This window comes from Streptomyces sp. VRA16 Mangrove soil (genome assembly GCF_017377775.1).
Lineage (GTDB): Bacteria > Actinomycetota > Actinomycetes > Streptomycetales > Streptomycetaceae > Streptomyces.
This window is the reverse complement of the sequence record NZ_JAFVLN010000006.1, coordinates 232,934-252,253: the sequence shown is the minus strand read 5'-3', so window position 1 is coordinate 252,253 and position 19,320 is coordinate 232,934. Positions and strand designations below refer to the sequence as shown.

Annotated in this window: 18 protein-coding genes; 11 read left to right on the top strand and 7 right to left on the bottom strand. The window is 72.0% G+C overall.

The genetic code is table 11. The features are described 5' to 3' along the window. Positions 1-12 precede the first annotated feature (12 nt). Complete coding sequence (locus J3486_RS18710; protein WP_207821492.1) at positions 13-375, bottom strand: 5-carboxymethyl-2-hydroxymuconate Delta-isomerase; 363 nt, start codon at positions 373-375, stop codon at positions 13-15. Between the two features lie 68 nt (positions 376-443). Here J3486_RS18710 and J3486_RS18705 point away from each other — a divergent pair, with 68 nt between their 5' ends. Then, positions 444-962, top strand: coding sequence for a GNAT family N-acetyltransferase (locus J3486_RS18705; RefSeq protein WP_207821491.1), 519 nt, complete (start codon positions 444-446; stop codon positions 960-962). Here J3486_RS18705 and J3486_RS18700 read toward each other — a convergent pair. Next, a complete protein-coding gene (locus tag J3486_RS18700) occupies positions 925-2,562 on the bottom strand; it encodes a fused response regulator/phosphatase (protein ID WP_207821490.1) in 1,638 nt (545 codons plus the stop codon). The two genes, J3486_RS18705 and J3486_RS18700, sit on opposite strands and share 38 nt — an antisense overlap. A 537-nt stretch (positions 2,563-3,099) precedes the next feature. On the opposite strand from J3486_RS18700, the gene J3486_RS18695 reads away from it, so the two are divergent. Further along, positions 3,100-4,134, top strand: a complete 1,035-nt coding sequence (locus tag J3486_RS18695; protein WP_207821489.1) for a LacI family DNA-binding transcriptional regulator — start codon at positions 3,100-3,102, stop codon at positions 4,132-4,134. Between the two features lie 75 nt (positions 4,135-4,209). After that, on the top strand, positions 4,210-5,085 hold the full coding sequence (locus J3486_RS18690) for a phosphatase PAP2 family protein (protein WP_207821488.1): 876 nt from the start codon (positions 4,210-4,212) through the stop codon (positions 5,083-5,085). 346 nt (positions 5,086-5,431) lie between these two features. Here the strand turns inward: J3486_RS18690 and J3486_RS18685 are convergent, their stop codons facing one another. Further along, on the bottom strand, positions 5,432-8,440 hold the full coding sequence (locus J3486_RS18685; protein WP_207821487.1) for a bifunctional [glutamine synthetase] adenylyltransferase/[glutamine synthetase]-adenylyl-L-tyrosine phosphorylase: 3,009 nt from the start codon (positions 8,438-8,440) through the stop codon (positions 5,432-5,434). A 132-nt stretch (positions 8,441-8,572) separates the two neighbouring features. Between J3486_RS18685 and J3486_RS18680 the strand changes: the two genes are divergently transcribed. The 5 genes from J3486_RS18680 to J3486_RS18660 all read left to right on the top strand — a co-directional run bounded on the left by J3486_RS18680 (position 8,573) and on the right by J3486_RS18660 (position 12,775). Next, positions 8,573-9,004, top strand: a complete 432-nt coding sequence (locus tag J3486_RS18680; RefSeq protein WP_207821486.1) for a VOC family protein — start codon at positions 8,573-8,575, stop codon at positions 9,002-9,004. Positions 9,005-9,130: 126 nt separating this feature from the next. After that, positions 9,131-10,024: an alkaline phosphatase family protein gene (locus tag J3486_RS18675; RefSeq protein WP_207821485.1), complete on the top strand. Its 894-nt coding sequence runs from the start codon at positions 9,131-9,133 to the stop codon at positions 10,022-10,024. 1 nt (position 10,025) lies between these two features. Beyond that, complete coding sequence (locus J3486_RS18670; protein ID WP_207821484.1) at positions 10,026-11,318, top strand: MFS transporter; 1,293 nt, start codon at positions 10,026-10,028, stop codon at positions 11,316-11,318. Then, a complete protein-coding gene (locus tag J3486_RS18665; RefSeq protein ID WP_207821483.1) occupies positions 11,315-12,340 on the top strand; it encodes a PD40 domain-containing protein in 1,026 nt (341 codons plus the stop codon). The genes J3486_RS18670 and J3486_RS18665 overlap by 4 nt, the downstream gene beginning before the upstream one ends. 3 nt (positions 12,341-12,343) lie before the next feature. Continuing rightward, positions 12,344-12,775, top strand: a complete 432-nt coding sequence (locus J3486_RS18660) for a VOC family protein (RefSeq protein WP_207821482.1) — start codon at positions 12,344-12,346, stop codon at positions 12,773-12,775. Here the strand turns inward: J3486_RS18660 and J3486_RS18655 are convergent. From J3486_RS18655 to J3486_RS18640, 4 genes are all read right to left on the bottom strand, one after another. Further along, on the bottom strand, positions 12,756-13,199 hold the full coding sequence (locus J3486_RS18655) for an iron chaperone (RefSeq protein WP_207821481.1): 444 nt from the start codon (positions 13,197-13,199) through the stop codon (positions 12,756-12,758). The genes J3486_RS18660 and J3486_RS18655 overlap by 20 nt on opposite strands. Positions 13,200-13,209: 10 nt before the next feature. Continuing rightward, positions 13,210-13,467 carry a hypothetical protein gene (locus J3486_RS18650; protein WP_307804860.1) on the bottom strand — a complete coding sequence of 86 codons (258 nt, stop codon included), beginning with the start codon at positions 13,465-13,467 and terminating at the stop codon, positions 13,210-13,212. A 10-nt stretch (positions 13,468-13,477) separates the two neighbouring features. Then, positions 13,478-13,891, bottom strand: coding sequence for a VOC family protein (locus J3486_RS18645; RefSeq protein ID WP_207821480.1), 414 nt, complete (start codon positions 13,889-13,891; stop codon positions 13,478-13,480). Between the two features lie 325 nt (positions 13,892-14,216). After that, entirely contained in the window at positions 14,217-15,578 is a 1,362-nt protein-coding gene (locus J3486_RS18640; RefSeq protein WP_207821479.1) for a glutamine synthetase family protein, read from the bottom strand. 319 nt (positions 15,579-15,897) lie between these two features. Between J3486_RS18640 and J3486_RS18635 the strand changes: the two genes are divergently transcribed. The 3 genes from J3486_RS18635 (at position 15,898) to J3486_RS18625 (ending at position 19,268) form a co-directional block, all read left to right on the top strand. Beyond that, the gene (locus J3486_RS18635; protein ID WP_207821478.1) at positions 15,898-16,584 is read left to right on the top strand and encodes a DUF3105 domain-containing protein; all 687 of its coding nucleotides are present in this window, start codon (positions 15,898-15,900) and stop codon (positions 16,582-16,584) included. A gap of 5 nt (positions 16,585-16,589) precedes the next feature. Continuing rightward, the gene (locus J3486_RS18630) at positions 16,590-17,216 is read left to right on the top strand and encodes a DUF305 domain-containing protein (RefSeq protein WP_374194743.1); all 627 of its coding nucleotides are present in this window, start codon (positions 16,590-16,592) and stop codon (positions 17,214-17,216) included. 144 nt (positions 17,217-17,360) lie between these two features. Further along, a complete protein-coding gene (locus J3486_RS18625) occupies positions 17,361-19,268 on the top strand; it encodes a protease pro-enzyme activation domain-containing protein (RefSeq protein ID WP_207821477.1) in 1,908 nt (635 codons plus the stop codon). Positions 19,269-19,320 lie beyond the last annotated feature (52 nt).

The following is a 19,320-nucleotide window of genomic DNA, read 5'->3' as shown; positions in this document are numbered from 1 at the left end:
GGACACAGGCTCTCAGCCCTCGCTCGCCCCGGTCGCCTTCGTGTAGGTGCTCTCCAGGTCCCGCACCTCGACCGACCGGTACACGCTCTCCAGCCCCTTGACGTGCTCGGGCAGCAGCCGCAGCACGGTCTCGGCGAGGGCGGTCCTCGCCTCTTCGGTGCGGCCCGCGAGCAGGGCGATCTCGATGTGCAGGACGTCCGCGCTGTCGGCGCCGTCGCCGAAGACGACCTCCTCGGCGCGGCGGAACAGGGTCTTGCAGGCCGCCGTGCGCGCGGCCACGACGTCGACGCAGGCCTGGTGCACGGCGCCCGCGAGCCCGGCCCGGTCGATGCGGCCGTCGAGGCCGGCGGAGTGGTCGACGGTGATGTTCGGCATGAGAGCTCCGGGAGAGAAGGGGGGGTGTGCCTGCTGGCGTGTCAGCGCTCACCTTTACGGTGATCGGCATGACCGCACAACTCTCGTTCCGCAGAGCGGACACCGGCGACGTCGACGTGCTCGTCGCGCTGTACGACGGCGCCGCCCGCTGGATGATCGAGCAGGGCATCGACCAGTGGAAGCCCGGACAGAAGGACGCCGACCACTTCCGGCTGCGGATCAAGGAGGGCGAGGTCTGGCTGGCGCTCGGGGACGACTCGGTCGCCGGCGCGTACGAGCTGTGGTGGGACGACGAGCCGGCGTGGGGCGTGCAGCCGCCGGTCGCCGGTTACGTGCACCGGCTGATGGTGCGGCGCGGCGCCCCCGCGGGCACCGGGGGCGCGCTCCTCGCGCACGCCGAGCGACGGATCGTGGACGCGGGCCGCTCGCACTGCCGCCTGGACTGTGTGTCGAGCAACCCGCGGCTGCGCGCGTACTACGAGGGTCACGGATACGCGGTCGTGGGCGAGCAGCCCTTCAAATCCGGTGGTGCGGGCAGCAGTTACGCCGTCACGTTGCTGGAGAAGCGGCTGGGCGCTCGGGGCTGAGCCGCAGGGCGATCAGGGCGATGTCGTCGGCGCGGTCCCGGCCGAAAGAGGACAGGAGCGTGTCGCACAGGGCGCCGGGCTCGGCCGGTGCGACGGCGGCCGTGCCGCGCAACTGCTCCAGGGAGACGGCCAGGTCGGTACCGCGGGTCTCGATCAGTCCGTCGGTGACCATGAGGAGACGGTCGCCGGGGGCGAGGGTCAGGACGCTGGGGCCGGGGTGCGGCAGGCCGAGGCCGAGCAGCGGGCCCGCCGCGTCGGCGTAGTACGGCTCGCCGTGCGCGGGCACCACCAGCGGCGGGATGTGTCCCGCGTTCGCCACGTGTACGCGGCGGGTGTCCAGGTCGAGGAGGGTCAGGCACAGCGTCGCCGTGACCTCGGGGTGGTAGTACTGCAGCATCCGGTCGAGCCGGGTCACGAGCCGCCGGGGGCAGGGGTCCTCCACGCTGTAGGCGCGCAGCGCGTGCCGGATCTCGACCATCACGGTGGCCGCGTCGAGGGAGTGCCCGACGACGTCGCCGATGCCGGCGAGCAGCCCGATCGGGGTGGGCTGGGCGATGTAGAAGTCACCGCCGATCTCGGCCTGCTGGGAGGCCGGTTCGTAGCGGAAGGCCACGTCGACGCCCGGGACGCGGGGCAGCTGGGCGGGCAGGAAGCTGCGTTGCAGGGTCAGGGCCACGTGGCGCTCCTGCTCGTACATGAGGAGGGGTTCGGCGGCCAGTGCGGTGGCCCGGCCCAGTTGCGCGATGAGCGAGACGATCCGGCCCGCCGCGTCGTGGTGGGCGGGCGTCGCCAGGCAGATCAGCAGTCCGTCGGGGCTGCGCGCGATCACGAGCCGGACGTCGCAGGGCCCGAAATAGGCGGCGGGCCACAGCGACGCGGGCACGACGGTGGAGCGGACACCGCCGCGGGCGCACTTGGTCCGCCGCACCAGTTCGGCGACCCGCTCCTCGTCGAGCCGGTCGGGCGCGGCCGGCTGCGGGGCGCGCCGGGACAGGCCGCAGTGCACCTGCCCGTCGTCGCCGAGGACGAACGCGGTCGCGGCGCGTCCGGCGAGCCGGGCGGCGGCGTGGGCCGCGACACCGGCCAGCTCGTCGAGGCGGCGCGCGCCCTGCACCTCGACGACGGCTTCGGAGAGCAGCGCCAGCCGCCTGAACTGGGCCTGCGCCTCCGTGAGTTCGCGGGCCCCGCGCAGCGCCGCGCGCACCACGGCGCGGATCTCCTCGGGCTCGGCGGGCACCGCCAGATACGCCTCGCCGCCCGCGTCGAGCGCCCGGCAGCGGTCGTCGGGTCCTGAGGGGCGGGCGGAGAAGTGGACGACGGGCATCCTGGCGAGGGACGGTAACGCCTTGACCCTGCGGCACAGTTCGAACCCGTTGAGATCCGGCAGGCCGACGTCGACGAGGGCCACGTCGGGCAGGCGTCCCGCCCGCATGCGGACGTCGAGCTCCACGAGGGCCTCGCCGGCCGAAGCGACGGGCACGACGACATGGCCGGCGCGGCTGAGGACCGCGCTCATCGCGAACCGGTTCGCGGCGGTGTCGTCGACCACCAGGACCGTGCTGTTCCCACCGGGCCGGGTGTCAGGGGCGATGGCATTCACGTACAACAGCCCCTCGGGGCGGATCGGTTGCGAACCCCCTCGGTCCGCTCCACCAAGTTACCGCCGCCGGTGGGCGTGCGCCCTGCGTCCGCGCACGTTCACCGGTCCGAGCTTGTGCACTCCGCCGCTTGCCGCGCCGCCTTGGGCAATCCACCGCTGCCGTCCCACCCCGCCTTGGGCCATCTGCCGCCGTCCCATCCCGCCTTGGGCCATCTGCCACCGTCCCATCCCGCCTTGGGCAATCTGCCGCCATGGGCGGCAGGGTGGGCAAGGCGGCGCCCCGGCGCGGGGTGAGCGCTTCCATCCGGCGTCCAGCTCGGTCCCGGTCGCGTTCTCCCCGGGTGCGGCTCCGGTGGGGGCTGGTCGCGCAGTTCCCCGCGCCCCTACGGGGCCCGACCGCAGCCGCAGATCGATACAGCCCCGCGCCCCGGGCGGGGCACAATCGGCACCTCCCGAACTCCGCCCAAGACCTGGGCAGTTGCCCTGTTTCCGCCCACTGGTGGGCAATACGGCAGGTGACCGGTACAGTCCACTCCCGTGACCGCACGCCTGGCCGACATAGCAGCGCAAGCGGGTGTCAGCGAAGCGACCGTCAGCCGCGTGCTCAACGGCAAGCCCGGGGTCGCCGCTGCCACCCGCCAGTCCGTCCTCGCCGCCCTCGACGTGCTCGGGTACGAGCGTCCGGTGCGGCTGCGGCAGCGCAGCGCGGGCCTGGTCGGCCTGATCACCCCGGAGCTGGAGAACCCGATATTCCCCGCGCTCGCGCAGGTCGTCGTGCAGGCGCTGACCCGGCAGGGCTACACACCGGTCCTGGCGACCCAGACGCCGGGCGGCTCCACCGAGGACGAGCTGACCGAGATGCTGGTGGACCGCGGGGTCAGCGGCATCATCTACGTCTCCGGGCTGCACGCCGACACCACGGCGGACACCCGGCGCTACGAGCGGCTGCACACACAGGACGTCCCGTTCGTGCTGGTCGACGGCTTCTCCCCGGCGATAGCGGCGCCGTTCATCTCGCCCGACGACCGGGCCGCGGCGCGCCTCGCCGTGACCCATCTGGTCTCGCTCGGGCACACCCGGATCGGCCTGGCGCTCGGCCCGCACCGGTTCGTGCCGGTGCAGCGCAAGATCGAGGGGTTCGTGGCGGCGATGGCGGAGCTCCTGGCGCTCCCCTCGGCGGACGTGGAGCGGGACCTGGTCCAGCACTCCCTGTACACGTTGGAAGGCGGTCAGGCGGCGGCCTCGGCGCTGCTGGACCGGGAGTGCACGGCGGTGGTCTGCGCGAGCGACATGATGGCGCTCGGCGCCGTGCGGGCGGCGCGCGGCCGGGGCCTGAAGGTGCCGGCCGACGTCTCGGTGGTCGGTTTCGACGACTCCCCGCTGATCGCCTTCACGGATCCGCCGCTGACCACGATCCGTAAGCCCGTGCACGCCATGGGTCAGGCGGCCGTCAACACGCTCCTGGAGGAGATGGCCGGGACGCCCGCGCCGCACAGTGAATTCGTGTTCATGCCGGAGCTGGTGGTCCGGGGTTCAACCGCTTCGTCCCCTGGGGTCCGTTCTCGTCCGTAGGGAGTAGCAGGTGCGGGTTCGACCCGACCGAGGGATGATCTGGCAGAGGCCCAAAATCTGGCAGACTCGGTGACTATGGGTGAAACGACCGTGACGACACTCGACGGCCGACAGGGACCCGCCACCACGCCCGCCGCGGACGAACACCGCGGTCAGGGCGGCGCGGGCGGGATGCTGAGCCGCCTTCGTACGCCGCGGCGTCCCCGGCTCTGGTTCGAGATCCTGCTGATCGCGGTGAGTTACTGGACGTACTCCCTGATCCGCAACGCGGTCCCGGAACAGAAGGCGCAGGCGCTGCGCAACGCGGACTGGATCTGGTCCCTGGAGCACCACCTCGGCATCGCCGTGGAACAGAGCGTCAACCACGCGGTGAACTCGGTGACTTGGCTCATCGTCGGCATGAACTACTACTACGCGACACTGCACTTCGTGATCACGCTCGGGGTGCTCGTGTGGCTGTTCCGCCGCCATCCCGGGCGCTACGCGGCGACCCGGCTGGTGCTCTTCGCGACGACGGCGGTCGCGCTGGTCGGCTACTACTTCTTCCCGCTGGCACCACCGCGCCTCATGAACACCTCTTCCGGGGGTCACTTCATCGACACCGTCGCGGTGCACCAGACCTGGGGTTCGATGGCCTCGGGCAACCTGAAGAACATGTCGAACCAGTACGCGGCGATGCCGTCGATGCACATCGGCTGGTCGCTGTGGTGCGGGCTGACGATCTTCGCGCTCGCGTCGGTGCCGTGGGTGCGGGTGCTCGGCCTGCTGTACCCGGCGGTGACCCTGATGGTCATCGTCTCGACGGCGAACCACTTCTGGCTGGACGCGGTGGGCGGGATGCTCTGCCTGGCGTTCGGTTTCCTGGTGGCGCGGCTCTGGTACGGGGCGCTGCCGTACGCGCTGCCGCGGATCGTGGGGCAGCAGACGCCGATGTTGCCGATGAAGGCGTAGGGCAATTTCTGCGCATATTGCGTGTGAATTCTCCGTGCGCGGCCGCGTGCCGCGCGGGCAGGCCGCGATCCGGACGGTGCGGGCCGCGTCCCCGGCCGCGGCCGCCGCGTGCGAGGTCACTCCTTCGAGTGCTTCGAGCCCGCCCCGTCCCTACCGCGGTCCGGCCGCGCCCGCGGGCACCGGGCCATGGCCGGGACGCGCCGTACGCCGTAAGGGGTGATCGGCCCGTCCGAGCCGAGGGCGAGCGTGGCGCACGGCGGCGTCAGCGATGGCGTGGGGGCGAGCGGCCGCGGCGCCGCTGGGGCGCGACGAGCTCGTCGAGTCCCAAGGCGGCGCGGGGGCTCGGTCAGGTCGCGGCGCCGTAGAAGTGTTCTTCCGCCACCGCTCGGGCGCGGCGCGTGGTGCGGCGGTAGTCGTCGAGCATGTCACCGACGTGACCGGGGTCGTACCCCAGGTAGCGCCCCACCGCGCCGAGTTCACGCCCGTCGGAGGGGAACGTGTCACCGGCCCGCCCCCGCACCAGCATCACCGCATTGCGCACCCGCGTCGCAAGGACCCACGCCTCGTCGAGGGTGGCCGCGTCCTCGGCCGGCAGCAGACCGGCGGCGCAGGCCGCGGCCAGGGCCTCACGGGTGCGGGTCGTGCGCAGGCCCGGTTCCGCCCAGCCGTGCCGGAGCTGGAGGAGCTGCACCGTCCACTCGACGTCGGACAGGCCGCCGCGGCCCAGCTTGGTGTGGAGGGTGGGGTCCGCGCCGCGCGGCATCCGCTCCGACTCCATCCGGGCCTTCAGACGGCGGATCTCGCGGATCGCGTCGTCGCCGAGGCCCTCGGCCGGGTAGCGGAGCGGGTCGACGAGGTCGATGAAGGCGCGCCCCAGCTCCGCGTCCCCGGCGACCGGTTGGGCCCGCAGCAGGGCCTGCGACTCCCAGACCAGGGACCAGCGGCGGTAGTACGCCTCGTAGGACTTGAGCGTGCGGACGAGCGGTCCCGACTTGCCCTCGGGGCGCAGGTCCGCGTCGATGAGCAGGGGCGGGTCGGCGCTCGGGATGGCCAGCAGGCGGCGCATCTCTGCGACGACCTTGTTGGCCGCCTGCGTCGCCTCGTGGTCGCTGACGCCCTCGCGCGGCTCGTGCACGAACAGCACGTCGGCGTCGGAGCCGTACCCGAGTTCGTGTCCGCCGAAGCGGCCCATGGCGATGACGGCGAAGCGGGTGGGGAGGGTGTCGCCCCAGCCGTCGCGGACGACGGCGCGCAGCGTTCCGGCGAGCGTGGCGGCCGTCAGGTCCGAGACGGCGCCGCCCACTTGGTCCACCAGCGCGCCCTGATCGGCGACCGCGGGGGTGTCCTCGGTGCCGTAGGAGGCGATGATGTCGGCCGCCGCCGTACGGAACAGTTCGCGACGGCGCACCCCGCGGGCCGCGACGACGGCCTGCTCCCCGCCGTCGGCCCGGCCGACCGCCGCCATGACCTCCTGCTCCAGCTGGGCGTGCTCGCGGGGCCGAAGGCCCTGGTCGTCGCCGAGCAGCGCGACCGCTTCGGGGGCGCGCATGAGGAGGTCGGGGGCGAGGCGCCCGGCGGAGAGCACCCGGGCCAGGTTCTCGGCCGCGGCGCCCTCGTCGCGCAGCAGCCGCAGGTACCAGGGGGTCTTGCCGAGCGCGTCGGAGACCTTGCGGAAGTTGAGCAGGCCCGCGTCCGGGTCGGCCGAGTCGGCGAACCAGCCGAGCAGCACCGGCAGCAGCGTGCGCTGAATGGCGGCCTTGCGGCTGACGCCGGAGGCCAGCGCCTCCAGGTGGCGCAGGGCCGCGCTGGGGTCCGCGTAGCCGAGCGCGACAAGCCGCTCGCGGGCCGCCTCCGTGCTCAAGCGGGTCTCGCCCGGGGCCAGCTGGGCGACGGCGTCGAGCAGCGGACGGTAGAAGAGCTTCTCGTGCAGGCGGCGGACGACCGACGTGTGGCGCTTCCAGGCGCGGCTGAGGTCCGTGAGGGGCTCGGTGCGCATGCCCATCGAGCGGCCGATGCGGCGCAGGTCCGCCTCGCTCTCGGGGACGAGGTGGGTGCGGCGCAATCTGTAGAGCTGGATGCGGTGTTCGAGCGTCCGCAGGAAGCGGTAGGCGTCGTCGAGCTGGACGGCGTCGACCCGGCCCACGTAGCCGCCGTCGGCGAGCGCGGCCAGCGCGTCCAGGGTCGTGCCGCTGCGCAGCGACGCGTCGGAGCGGCCGTGCACCAACTGGAGCAGCTGGACGGCGAATTCGACGTCGCGCAGCCCGCCCGGGCCGAGCTTCAGCTCCCGCTCGACCTCTCCCGCCGGGATGTTCTCGACGACGCGGCGGCGCATCTTCTGCACGTCGGGCACGAAGTTCTCGCGCTCGGCGGCCTGCCACACCAGCGGCGAGACGGCCTCCACGTACGCCGCGCCCAGCTCGGGATCGCCCGCCACCGGGCGGGCCTTGAGGAGCGCCTGGAACTCCCAGGTCTTGGCCCAGCGCTGGTAGTAGGCGAGGTGGGAGGAGAGGGTGCGCACGAGCGGGCCGTTGCGGCCCTCGGGGCGCAGGTTCGCGTCGACCGGCCAGATCGTGCCCTCGACGGTGGTCTCCGAGCAGATCCGCATCATGTGCGAGGCCAGCCGGGTGGCGGCCTGGATCGCCTTGCCCTCGTCGGCCCCGGCAGCGCCCTCCACGGCCTCGCCGACGAAGATGACGTCGACGTCGGAGACGTAGTTCAGTTCGTGGCCGCCGCACTTGCCCATCGCGATGACGGCGAGCCGGCACAGCGCGGCGTCGGCGGGCGCCGCCGTGCGGGCCATGGCGAGCGCGGCACGCAGCGTGGCGGTGGCGAGGTCGGCGAGTTCGGCGGCGGTCTCGGCGATGTCGGTGGTGCCGCACACGTCGCGGGCCGCTATCGACAGCAGGCAGCGGCGGTAGGCGACGCGCAGCGACACGGGGTCGGTGGCGGCGGCGAGGCCCTGCTCGAACTCCACCACGCCCGGGTGCAGGTCGCTCGGCTCGTACGTGACCAGGGCCTGCCAGTCGCCGCTGTGCCGGGCGAGGTGGTCGGCGAGCGCCTCGGAGGCGCCGAGCACGCCGAGCAGGCGGTCGCGCAGCGGCTTCGCGGTGATGAGGGTGTCGAGGAGTTCCTGGCGCGCGGTGGGGCCGGGCTGCGCCTCGACGAGCCGGACCAGGCCGAGCAGCGCCAGATCGGGGTCGGCGGTGGCGCCGAGCGCGTCCAGGAGCAGCGGGTCGGACCGTACGGCGGTCAGCGCGTCGGCGTCGAGCAGCCGCTCCGCGCCGGACGGATCGGTGAATCCGTGCCGCAGCAGCCGCGTGAACGTACTGCTCCTTCTCCCCTGCGGCACCGACATCGCCCGGCCTCCTGTTCGATCACACGCTGGTGCTGAGCCTACTGCGCCCGTCGCGGGACCGATGCGTCGTGACGGGGTGCGCGACGGCGTTCCCGGCGGCAGGATTCCCGTACGTCTTCGAAAGGACCGCCCATGGAATGGACCCTGGAAGTCGTCACCGTGCCCGTCGCCGACGTGGACCGCGCCAAGGAGTTCTACGCCGACAAGGTGGGTTTCAAGGTCGACCTGGACCGCGAGGTCGCGCCGGGCATCCGCGTCGTCCAGCTCACGCCGCCGGGGTCGCGCTGCTCGATCGCGCTGCTCCAGGGGATGCCGGGCGCGCCCGGCCAGCGGCCGATGGAGCCCGGCTCGCTCACCGGTCTGCAGGTCTGTGTCACGGACATCGCGGCCGCGCACGCGCAGCTGGTCGCCCGCGGGGTGGACGTGAGCCCGGTGCGGCACGCGGGTGCGGGCGGCTGGGAGGAGGGGCCGGGCGGGGAGTGGAACTCGTTCATGTTCTTCAAGGACCCGGACGGCAACGGCTGGACGGTCCAGGAGGCGCCGGCTCCGCTCGGCGACCGCTGACCCCGAGGATTCACCGGCGCTTCACCCGATCGAGGCGGAACACGTGACACCGGGGCCTCTTGGCGTGTGCATGCTCTGGCCGCACCGCCAGGAATCCCTGCTCCTCCCCCACCCCGGAGGTCTCACGTGCCCGGCAGTTCCCTCCTGCGTCGCGCCCGCGGCAAGGCGCTCACCTCGGTCCTCGCCCTGACGGCGGCCGCCGCCGGCGGCTGGCTCGCGCTCGGCGGCGGCTCGTCCGCCCATGCGGCGGCGACCGTGCCCACCCCTGACCACACCGTCGTCGTGGTCTTCGAGAACCACGCGTACAGCCAGGTGATCGGCTCCTCCAGCGCGCCGTACCTCAACAGCCTCGCGAAGGGAGGCGCCAACCTGACCGCCGCGTACGCGGAGACGCACCCGAGCCAGCCCAACTACTTCGCGATGTTCTCCGGCGCCACGCAGGGCATCACGGACGACAGCTGCTACACGCCCGGCTTCTCCTCCGCGGCCAACCTGGCCGCGGAGCTGATCGCCGCCGGGAAGACGTGGGGCAGCTACAACGAGGGCCTGCCGAGCCAGGGTTCGACCACCTGCTCCTCCGGCGACTACGCCCGCAAGCACAATCCGTGGTTCGGCTTCAGCAACGTACCGACGTCGTCGGCGAAGACCTTCGCCCAGTTCCCCACGGACTACTCCACGCTCCCCCAGGTCTCCTACGTCGTCCCCGACCTGTGCAGCGACATGCACGACTGCTCCGTCGCCACCGGCGACACCTGGCTGAAGAACAACCTGGGCGCGTACGCGACCTGGGCGAAGACCCACAACAGCCTGCTCGTCGTCACCTTCGACGAGGACAACCGGCTCAGCGGCAACAGGATCCCCACGGTCCTCTACGGCCAGCAGGTCACGGCGGGGGCCACCTCCTCGACCACGTACAACCACTACGACCTGCTGCGCACCCTGGAGGACATGCACGGGCTGACCTCGCACGCGGGCAACGCGGCGACGGCCAAGGACATCACCGGGATCTGGACCTCCTGACATGTACGTAGCGGACAGTCGCGCGACATCCCCGGCGCCGACGTCCGCGGAGCCCGCCGTCCGGCCGAGTGCCGGGCGGCGGCGCGCCGTGGGCTCCACCGTGTTCGCGCTCGGCGCGGTCAGCCTGATCACCGATGTCTCGTCGGAGATGGTGACCGCGGTCCTGCCCCTGTACCTGGTGGCGGGGCTCGGCCTGAGCCCAATGGGCTTCGGGCTCCTGGACGGTGTCTACAACGGCTTCTCGGCGCTGGTGCGGCTGATCGGCGGACGGTTCGCCGACAGCGGCGGCGGCCGCCACAAGACGGTCGCGGTCCTCGGTTACGGGCTGTCGGCGCTGTGCAAGCCGCTGTTGCTCGTCGCGGGTTCGCTGCCGCTGATCGGCGCCGTGCTCGCGGCCGACCGCACCGGCAAGGGCCTGCGCACCGCCCCGCGCGACGCGCTGATCTCGCTGTCCAGCACCCCGGAGGCGCGGGGGCGGGCGTTCGGTGTGCACCGGGCGATGGACACGGCGGGCGCGCTGCTCGGCCCCTTGGTGGCCTTCGTGATCCTGCGGGCGACGGTGGACGGCTACGACGCCGTGTTCACGGTGAGCTTCTGCGTGGCGGCGCTGGGGGTCCTGGTCCTGGTGCTGTTCGTGCCCCGGAACGGGGGCGCGGCACGGCGCGAGCCACCACGGCCGACACCCGCCCGGCGCCGTACGACGCCGCCCTCCCGGGCCCTGATCCGCATCACCGCGTGCGCGACCCTGCTGGGCCTGGCGACGGTCAGCGACGCGTTCGTCTACCTGGTCCTCCAGCGTCAACTGGGCGTGCCCGAGCAGTGGTTCGCGCTGCTCCCGCTGGGCACGGCCGCCGCGTTCCTGCTGCTCGCCGCCCCGCTGGGCCGGCTCTCGGACCGGGTGGGCGCCTGGCCGGTCTTCCTCGGCGGACATGTCGCGCTGCTCGCCGCGTACGGGCTGCTGCTGACCCACGCCCGCACCCCGGCCCTGCCCTGTGTCGTCCTGCTGTTGCACGGCACGTTCTACGCGGCGACGGACGGCGTCCTGATGGCGGCGGCCTCAGCCACCGTCCCGGAGGAGCGCCGCTCGTCCGGCCTCGCGGTGGTGCAGACCGGGCAGGCCGCCGCCCGCTTCGGCTGCTCCCTCGGGTTCGGCGCGGCCTGGACGGCCTGGGGCGACCGCACGGCGCTCTCCGTCGCGGCGGCCCTGCTCGTCGCCGCAGCGACGGCGGCGCTCCTCCTCCGGCCCGTCCGCACACCGGCGCGGCAGACCCAGCAGACGGAAGCGACGGCATGACGACGCGCAACAAGCTCACGGTCCTCATCGCGGCGGTGCTCGCCCTGGCGGCGGTGGCGACGGCCGCCGTCCTGCACGCGTCGGCCCGCGCCGATCGCCGCGGCCAGGCCCGCCCCGGCGGCCCCGCCGTCACCGAGGGCACGGTGCGGCTCGGGTCCGGCGGGCACCGGATGGTGTTCCGCAACATGGCGTGGGGCCCGCACCGCGACGAACTGGCGACCACCCCCGTCGCCGCCCCGTCGGGGCCGCGCACGGCGACGGCCACCGGCCTCAAGTGCCTTCGCTTCTACGCCAGTTCGGGCACCGGCATCTGTCTTCAGGCGGTTCACGGCGCGCTCACCGACACCTACCGCGCCACCGTCCTCGACGCCTCCTTGCACGAGAAGGCCCACTATCCGGTGCCCGGCATCCCGTCGCGGGCCCGGGTCTCGCCGAGCGGGCGGTACGCGGCGTGGACGGCGTTCGTCGGCGGCGACAGCTACGCGGGCACCGACTTCTCGACCCGCGCCGCGATCCTCGACACCTCGACGGGCAGGCTGACAGCCTCACTTGAGGCGTACCGGGTCATCAAGGACGGGCACCCGTACCGGGCGGCGGACGTGAACTTCTGGGGCGTCACCTTCGCCGCCGACGACCGCCACTTCTACGCGACGCTCGCCACCGGCGGAAAGACGTACCTGGTCCGCGGCGATCTGCGGGCCCGCACCGTCACCACCCTCCACGCGAACGTCGAGTGCCCGTCCCTGTCCCCCGACGGCACCCGGATCGCGTACAAGAAGCGCGTGCCGGGACTGCCCGCGGACGCGCCGTGGCGCCTGTACGTGCTCGACCTGGCCACGTTCCACGAGACGCCGCTCGCCGAGACCCGCAGCGTCGACGACCAGGCCGTGTGGAGCGACGACGGGCACGTGACGTACGCCCTGCCCGGCGACTACGGCGCCGACCTCTACACCGTGCCGGCCGACGGCTCGGGCGCGCCGCACAGGCTCCTGACGGCGGGCGTCTCCCCCGCCTACCTTTGACCGATGGAGATGACACTCGAAGTGATCCCCCTGCCCGTGTCCGACATCGACCGGGCGAAGAAGTTCTACGTCGAGAAGGTGGGCTTCCACTGCGACGTGGACCGGGAGGTGATGCCGGGCGCCCGCATCGTGCAGCTCACCCCGCCGGGTTCAGGATGCTCGATCGTGCTCACCGCCGGTTTCCCGTTCCCGACGGGGGCCCCGGCTCCCGGCACGTACCACGGGCTTCAGCTCGTCGTCAGCGACATCGAGGCCGCGCGCGAGGAGCTGACCGGGCGCGGTGTCGACGTGTCGGAGCCGGTGCGGTTCGGCTCGGACGACGGCGGCACGTTCATGTACTTCAGCGACCCGGACGGGAACGGCTGGGCGGTGCAGGAGTACCGCAGGCGCGCGACCGTCCCCCTCCGGGACGCGATCAGCCCGCCGCCCGCTTGATGAGCTCCCCGATCCGCGTCTCGTCCTCGGCGGTCAGCTCGGTGAGGGCGAACGCGGTCGGCCACATCGTGCCGTCGTCGAGGCGGGCCACGTCGTTGAAGCCGAGCGTGGCATAGCGGGCCTTGAACTTCCGTGCGTCCTGGAAGAAGCAGAGCACCTTGCCGTCCTTGGCGTAGGCGGGCATCCCGTACCACAGGCGCGGCGTCAACTGCGGGGCCACGTCCTTGACCAGGGCGTGTATCCGCTCGGCCAGGACCCGATCCGCGTCGTCCATCTCGGCGATCTTCGCGAGGACCTCGGGCTCCGGGTCGGCCTTCGCCTTGCCGCGCTTCGCGCTCGCCCGGACCTCCTTGGCGCGCTCCTTCATCGCGGCGCGCTCCTCGGCGGTGAAGTTCTCGGTCGTCTTCTTCGTGGTGGCGGCCATGGCGGTCTCCTCAGGCGGCAAGGGCGGTGTGGAAGCGGGCGCGTTCGGCACGACGTGCCTGGACGTACGCGTACGGGGATCTGCCGTACGCGCGCCGGAAGCCGGCGCTGAGTTCACCGGGCGTCATGCCGGCTGCGGCGGCGAGGGCGAGGACGTCCAGCGGGAGCGCGTACTCGCGGTCGATGCGGTCGCGGACGCGGCGCAGCCGTGCGAACTCCTTCAGCCGCTGGGCGGCGACCAGGGCGAGGGCCCATCCGGGGCGGCACACGGCGCGGCCCTCAGCCGGTGATCTCTTGGATGCGGACCATGTTCCCCGCGGGGTCGCGGAAGGCGCAGTCCCGCACGCCGTAGGGCTGCTGGGTCGGCTCCTGGACGACCTCGGCGTCGGTGGCCTGCACCTTGTCGAAGACGCCGTCGAGGTCGCGGGTGGCGAGCATGATCCAGCCGTACGTGCCCTTGGCCATCATCTCGGTGATGACCCGGCGTTCGTCGTCGGTGACGCCGGGGTCGGCGGCGGGCGGGGCCAGCAGGATGCAGGTCTCGGGCTGGTTCGGGGGGCCGACGGTGATCCAGCGCATCTTGCCCTGGCCGACGTCGCTGCGGACCTCGAAGCCGAGGGCGTCGCGGTAGAAGGCGAGGGAGGCGTCCGGGTCGTCGTGCGGCAGGGCCGCCGTATGAATGGTGAGCTCCATGCCCCTCAAGCTAGCCGCGCGCGAGTGCCGCCGCTTCTCGATTCCTGACCATTCCCTGCGGGGCTGCGTCGCCCCCCCCACCCCGCCACGCGATCGCGCCCCCGTAGGGGCGCGGGGAACTGCGCGACCAGCCCCCACCGGAGCTGCACCCGGCAACACCGCGCCCGGGACCGAGCTGGACGCCGAATGAAGCGCTCACCCCGCGCCGGGGGCCGCCTTGCCCACCCTGCCGCCCCAGGCGGCAGATTGCCCAAGGCGGCGGGGGCACGCGGCAGATTACCCAAGGCGGGGCGGCCCGCCCTGGGTGGCGTGGGGGACGAGACCGCTAGAGGACCGGCAGGTTCTTCCTCAGCTCGAACGCCGTGACCTCGGAGCGGTACTCCTCCCACTCCTGCTTCTTGTTGCGCAGGAAGAAGTCGTAGACGTGCTCGCCCAGCGTCTCCGCGACCAGTTCCGAGCGCTCCATCAGGGCGATGGCCTCGCCGAGGTTCTGCGGGAGGGGCTCGATGCCCATCGCGCGGCGCTCGGCGTCGGAGAGGGCCCAGACGTCGTCGTCGGCGCCCGGAGGGAGCTCGTAGCCCTCCTCGATGCCCTTGAGGCCGGCGGCCAGCAGGACCGCGTAGGCCAGGTACGGGTTGCAGCCGGAGTCCAGGGAGCGGACCTCGACGCGCGCCGAGCCCGTCTTGCCGGGCTTGTACATGGGCACGCGGATGAGCGCCGAGCGGTTGTTGTGGCCCCAGCAGATGTAGGACGGGGCCTCGCCGCCGGCGCCCGCGGTGCGCTCCGAGCCGCCCCAGATGCGCTTGTAGGAGTTGACCCACTGGTTGGTGACCGCGGCGATCTCGGCGGCGTGCTTCAGCAGGCCCGCGATGAAGGAGCGGCCGACCTTGGAGAGCTGGTACTCGGCGCCCGACTCGTAGAACGCGTTCCGGTCGCCCTCGAAGAGCGAGAGGTGCGTGTGCATGCCCGAGCCGGGGTGCTCGGAGAACGGCTTCGGCATGAACGTGGCCTGGACGCCCTGCTCCAGTGCGACCTGCTTCATGACCAGGCGGAACGTCATGATGTTGTCCGCCGTGGAGAGCGCGTCGGCGTAGCGCAGGTCGATCTCCTGCTGGCCCGGGGCGCCCTCGTGGTGGCTGAACTCGACCGAGATGCCCATCGATTCGAGCATGGTGATCGCCTGGCGGCGGAAGTCCATGCCGACGTTCTGCGGGGTGTGGTCGAAGTAGCCCGAGTTGTCGGCGGGGGTCGGGCGCGAGCCGTCGAGCGGCTTGTCCTTGAGGAGGAAGAACTCGATCTCGGGGTGGGTGTAGAAGGTGAAGCCGAGGTCGGAGGTCTTGGCCAGGGCCCGCTTGAGGACGTAGCGCGGGTCCGCGAAGGACGGCGAGCCGTCGGGCATCAGGATGTCGCAGAACATGCGGGCGGTGCCGGGGGCCTCGGCGCGCCAGGGCAGCACCTGGAAGGTGCCCGGGTCCGGCTTGGCGATCATGTCGGACTCGTAGACACGCGCGAAGCCCTCGATCGCGGAGCCGTCGAAACCGATGCCCTCGTCGAAGGCCTGCTCCAGCTCGGCCGGAGCCACGGCCACCGACTTCAGGAAGCCCAGAACGTCCGTGAACCACAGGCGTACGAACCGGATGTCGCGCTCCTCCAGGGTCCGGAGCACGAATTCCTGCTGCTTGTCCATCTTCCGCTTCCACCCATCCTTGCTGGTCAGGCCACCTGCTCCCACGCCCGGGGACGCCTTTCGGGGGACCTCGAAAAGAAACCGTAAAAGGGCCTGGTCACATCCCACCACACGCCCGTTTCGAGCGCGTTGCCGACCATGATCGCCCTTGATCGGCCGGTGTGGGACTCATAGTGCCTGCTGGACCCCCCAGGGCCATAGTGCCTGCCGTTCGGTATGACCTCGACAGCGGGCCTGAAACGCGTCCTCCCGCAACCCCTCGATCCCCACTACGATCAGCGGGCCCGCCCGTCTCATCCTTTTCTCAGAAGGACTTGCCATGGGTTCCGCCAAGAACACCTCCGCCGCGCCCGCCAGGGACCGCAAGCAGCGCATAGAGGACATGCGCCGTGCCGAGCGCTCCCGTGAGCGCCGTGGCCGGATCGCCGTCATCGCTGTCAGCACGGTCGTGGTGGCCGCGTTGATAGGGGTCGGCGCGTGGGCGGTGACCAAGGGCGGGGACGACGCGTCGTCCGACACGGCGGACTCCAAGTCCGCGGCCTCGGGGTCCGGCCACTTCACGTACGACAAGGACGGCGTGGGCACCTGGAGCGGCAAGCTCACCCGTAACCACGTCGGCAAGAAGGTCGCCTATCCGATGGACCCGCCGGTGGGCGGCGACCACAATCCGGTGTGGGCGGACTGCGACGGGACCGTATACACGAAGGCCGTCCCGAACGAGAACGCCGTGCACTCGCTGGAGCACGGCGCGGTCTGGGTGACGTACAACGACAAGGCCGCGGACGCCGACGTGCGGGCGCTGGCCAAGAAGGTGAAGGCGACGCCGTACACGCTGATGAGTCCGGTCGCGGACCAGAAGGACCCGATCATGCTGAGCGCCTGGGGTCACCAGCGCACGGTGAAGAGCGCGAGCGACCCGGCGGTCACGCAGTTCTTCGCCTCGTTCGTGCAGGGCAAACAGACTCCTGAGCTGGGTGCCTCGTGCACCAGCGGGACGATGCAGTGAGCCTGGTGCGACGCCGTACCGGGTGGCTGGTGTCGGCCGTGGCCGCGGCGTTCGTCGCGGCCGGGGCCGTCACCTACGCCGTCGCCGACGGGGACGGCGGCCGTGCCGGTCCGTCGGTGCCCTCGGCCGAGTCGGCGGACGCCGGGTTCGCCCGTGACATGGCCGTGCACCATCAGCAGGCGGTCGAGATGTCGTACTTCGTGCGGGACCGGACGAAGGACCCGGACGTGCGCCGGCTGGCGTACGACATCGCGCAGACCCAGGCCAACCAGCGCGGCATGCTGCTCGGCTGGCTCGAACTGTGGGATCTGCCGAAGACGTCCGCGAAGCCGCCGATGGCCTGGATGGGCATGGGCGACATGCCGGCCGGTGAGGACGGCGCGCTGATGCCGGGGATGGCGACCGACACCCAGCTCGCGCAGTTGACCAAGCTGAGCGGGCGCAGGGCCGAGGTCCTGTACCTGCGGCTGATGATCGCCCACCACAAGGGCGGGGTGCACATGGCCAAGGGGTGCGTCGAGCGGTGCACGGTCGGCGCGGAACGGCGGCTGGCGCGCGGGATGGTGGCCGCGCAGCAGTCCGAAATCGAGCTGATGACCGGCATGTTGAAGGAGCGGGGCGCCAAGCCATAGCGCCGGCAGTCGATTTGGGCGACTTGGGCGTCACCTTTTGACGTCTTCTTGATCGTTCCATTCCCCCCGCGTGAACGGTTCGTGACAAGAGTGGGATCCCTCTGCGTGTGCATTACACGTGCACCTCACCCAGGGGGTTACCGAATGAGATCCATCCGTTTTGCGGCGGCGCTGCCGCTGCTGGCCGGAGCGCTCACCCTGGCCGCTCCGGCCGCCCACGCCGACGCCGGCCGTGACACGCTCTCCGGCACGAAGCCGCTGTGGGCCACGAACGCCGCCGACCAGGGCTCCACCGCGAACAGCAACAAGGTCACCGCCCGTGTGTACCTGGCGGGCCGGGACGCCAAGGGCCTCGCCGCCTACGCGAAGGCCGTGTCCGACCCGTCCTCGGCGTCGTACGGGAAGTACCTGAGCGCGAGCGCGGCGAAGGCCCGCTTCGGCGCGACCCAGGAGCAGATATCCGAGGTCAAGCAGTGGCTGGAGGCCGCGGGCCTCACCGTCACGGGCACCTCGGAGCACTACATATCCGTCTCCGGTGACGTGGCCGCGGCCGAGAAGGCCTTCGGCACGCAGCTGCACAACTATTCCAAGGGCTCGCACACCTACCGTGCCCCGTCCGCCACGGCCTCGGTGCCGGCCTCGCTCGACGGCGCCGTGCTCACCGTGACCGGTCTGGACAGCGCGCCGCACAAGGCGACGAAGCAGGACCAGCTGCCGCCGCCGGACGCGGTGTTCCGCAACGCCGGGCCGTTCTCCTCGTACTTCGGCTCCAACGTCGCGACGACGCTCCCGGACGCGTACGGCACGAAGGTCCCCTACGCGATCAAGGGTTACACCGGCAAGCAGCTGCGCAGCGCCTACGGCGCCGGCAAGGCGACCGGCAAGGGGGTGCGGGTCGCGATCACCGACGCGTACGCCTCGCCGACCATCGCGAAGGACGCGGCGACGTACGCGGCCAAGAACGGTGACGCGGGCTACGCGAAGGGCCAGTTGACGCAGGTCCTGCCGAAGAACTACACGAAGACCGACGAGTGCGGCGCCTCCGGCTGGTACGGCGAGGAGACGCTCGACGTCGAGGCCGTGCACGCGGTCGCGCCGAGCGCGGACATCACGTACGTGGGCGCCGCGTCCTGCTACGACGACGACCTGCTCGACTCGCTGAACAAGGTCGTCGACCACCACCTCGCCGACATCGTCTCCAACTCGTGGGGCGACATCGAGGCCAACCAGACGCCCGAACTGGCCGCCGCCTACGACCAGGTCTTCCAGCTCGGCGCCGTCGAGGGCATCGGCTTCTACTTCTCCTCCGGCGACAACGGCGACGAGGTCGCCAACACCGGTACGAAGCAGGTCGACACGCCCGCCAACTCGGCGTGGGTGACCGCGGTCGGCGGTACCGCGCTGGCCGTCGGCAAGAACGACACGTACAAGTTCGAGACCGGCTGGGGCACGCTGAAGGCGACCCTGTCGGCGGACGGCAAGAGCTGGACCGACTTCCCCGGCGCCTACACCTCCGGCGCGGGCGGCGGCACCAGCAAGAACGTCGCGCAGCCCTTCTACCAGAAGGGTGTCGTGCCGAACTCGCTGGCGACGGCCAACGGCGGCGTGAACCGTGTCGTCCCGGACATCGCGGCCGTGGCCGACCCGAACACCGGCTTCCTGGTGGGCCAGACGCAGACGCTGCCCGACGGCTCGCTCGGCTACGACGAGTACCGCATCGGCGGCACCTCGCTCGCGGCCCCGGTGATCGCGGGTGTGCAGGCGCTGGCGCAGCAGACGCGCGGCGGGGCTCCGATCGGGTTCGCGAACCCGTCGATCTACGCCCGCTACGGTTCGCCGCTGTACCACGACGTGACCGACAAGCCGACCGGCAAGGACCTCGCGGTCGCCCGCGTCGACTTCGCCAACGGTTACGACGCCGCCGACGGGCTGCTCACCTCCGTGCGCAGCCTCGGCAAGGACGCCTCGCTGAAGGCCGTCCGCGGCTACGACGACGTCACCGGGGTCGGCTCGCCGGCGGCGGGCTACGTACAGTCGTTCCGTCGCCACTGATCCGCCGCGATCGGCGCAGCCCCGCACCCCGTCAGGGGCGCGGGGCTGCGCC

Coding starts and splice junctions, on each gene's coding strand:
- J3486_RS18710 (WP_207821492.1), bottom strand. CDS start 375: ATGCCGAACATCACCGTCGACCACTCCGCCGGCCTCGACGGCCGCATC.
- J3486_RS18705 (WP_207821491.1), top strand. CDS start 444: ATGACCGCACAACTCTCGTTCCGCAGAGCGGACACCGGCGACGTCGAC.
- J3486_RS18690 (WP_207821488.1), top strand. CDS start 4,210: ATGGGTGAAACGACCGTGACGACACTCGACGGCCGACAGGGACCCGCC.
- J3486_RS18685 (WP_207821487.1), bottom strand. CDS start 8,440: ATGTCGGTGCCGCAGGGGAGAAGGAGCAGTACGTTCACGCGGCTGCTG.
- J3486_RS18680 (WP_207821486.1), top strand. CDS start 8,573: ATGGAATGGACCCTGGAAGTCGTCACCGTGCCCGTCGCCGACGTGGAC.
- J3486_RS18670 (WP_207821484.1), top strand. CDS start 10,026: ATGTACGTAGCGGACAGTCGCGCGACATCCCCGGCGCCGACGTCCGCG.
- J3486_RS18665 (WP_207821483.1), top strand. CDS start 11,315: ATGACGACGCGCAACAAGCTCACGGTCCTCATCGCGGCGGTGCTCGCC.
- J3486_RS18660 (WP_207821482.1), top strand. CDS start 12,344: ATGGAGATGACACTCGAAGTGATCCCCCTGCCCGTGTCCGACATCGAC.
- J3486_RS18655 (WP_207821481.1), bottom strand. CDS start 13,199: ATGGCCGCCACCACGAAGAAGACGACCGAGAACTTCACCGCCGAGGAG.
- J3486_RS18645 (WP_207821480.1), bottom strand. CDS start 13,891: ATGGAGCTCACCATTCATACGGCGGCCCTGCCGCACGACGACCCGGAC.
- J3486_RS18640 (WP_207821479.1), bottom strand. CDS start 15,578: ATGGACAAGCAGCAGGAATTCGTGCTCCGGACCCTGGAGGAGCGCGAC.
- J3486_RS18635 (WP_207821478.1), top strand. CDS start 15,898: ATGGGTTCCGCCAAGAACACCTCCGCCGCGCCCGCCAGGGACCGCAAG.
- J3486_RS18625 (WP_207821477.1), top strand. CDS start 17,361: ATGAGATCCATCCGTTTTGCGGCGGCGCTGCCGCTGCTGGCCGGAGCG.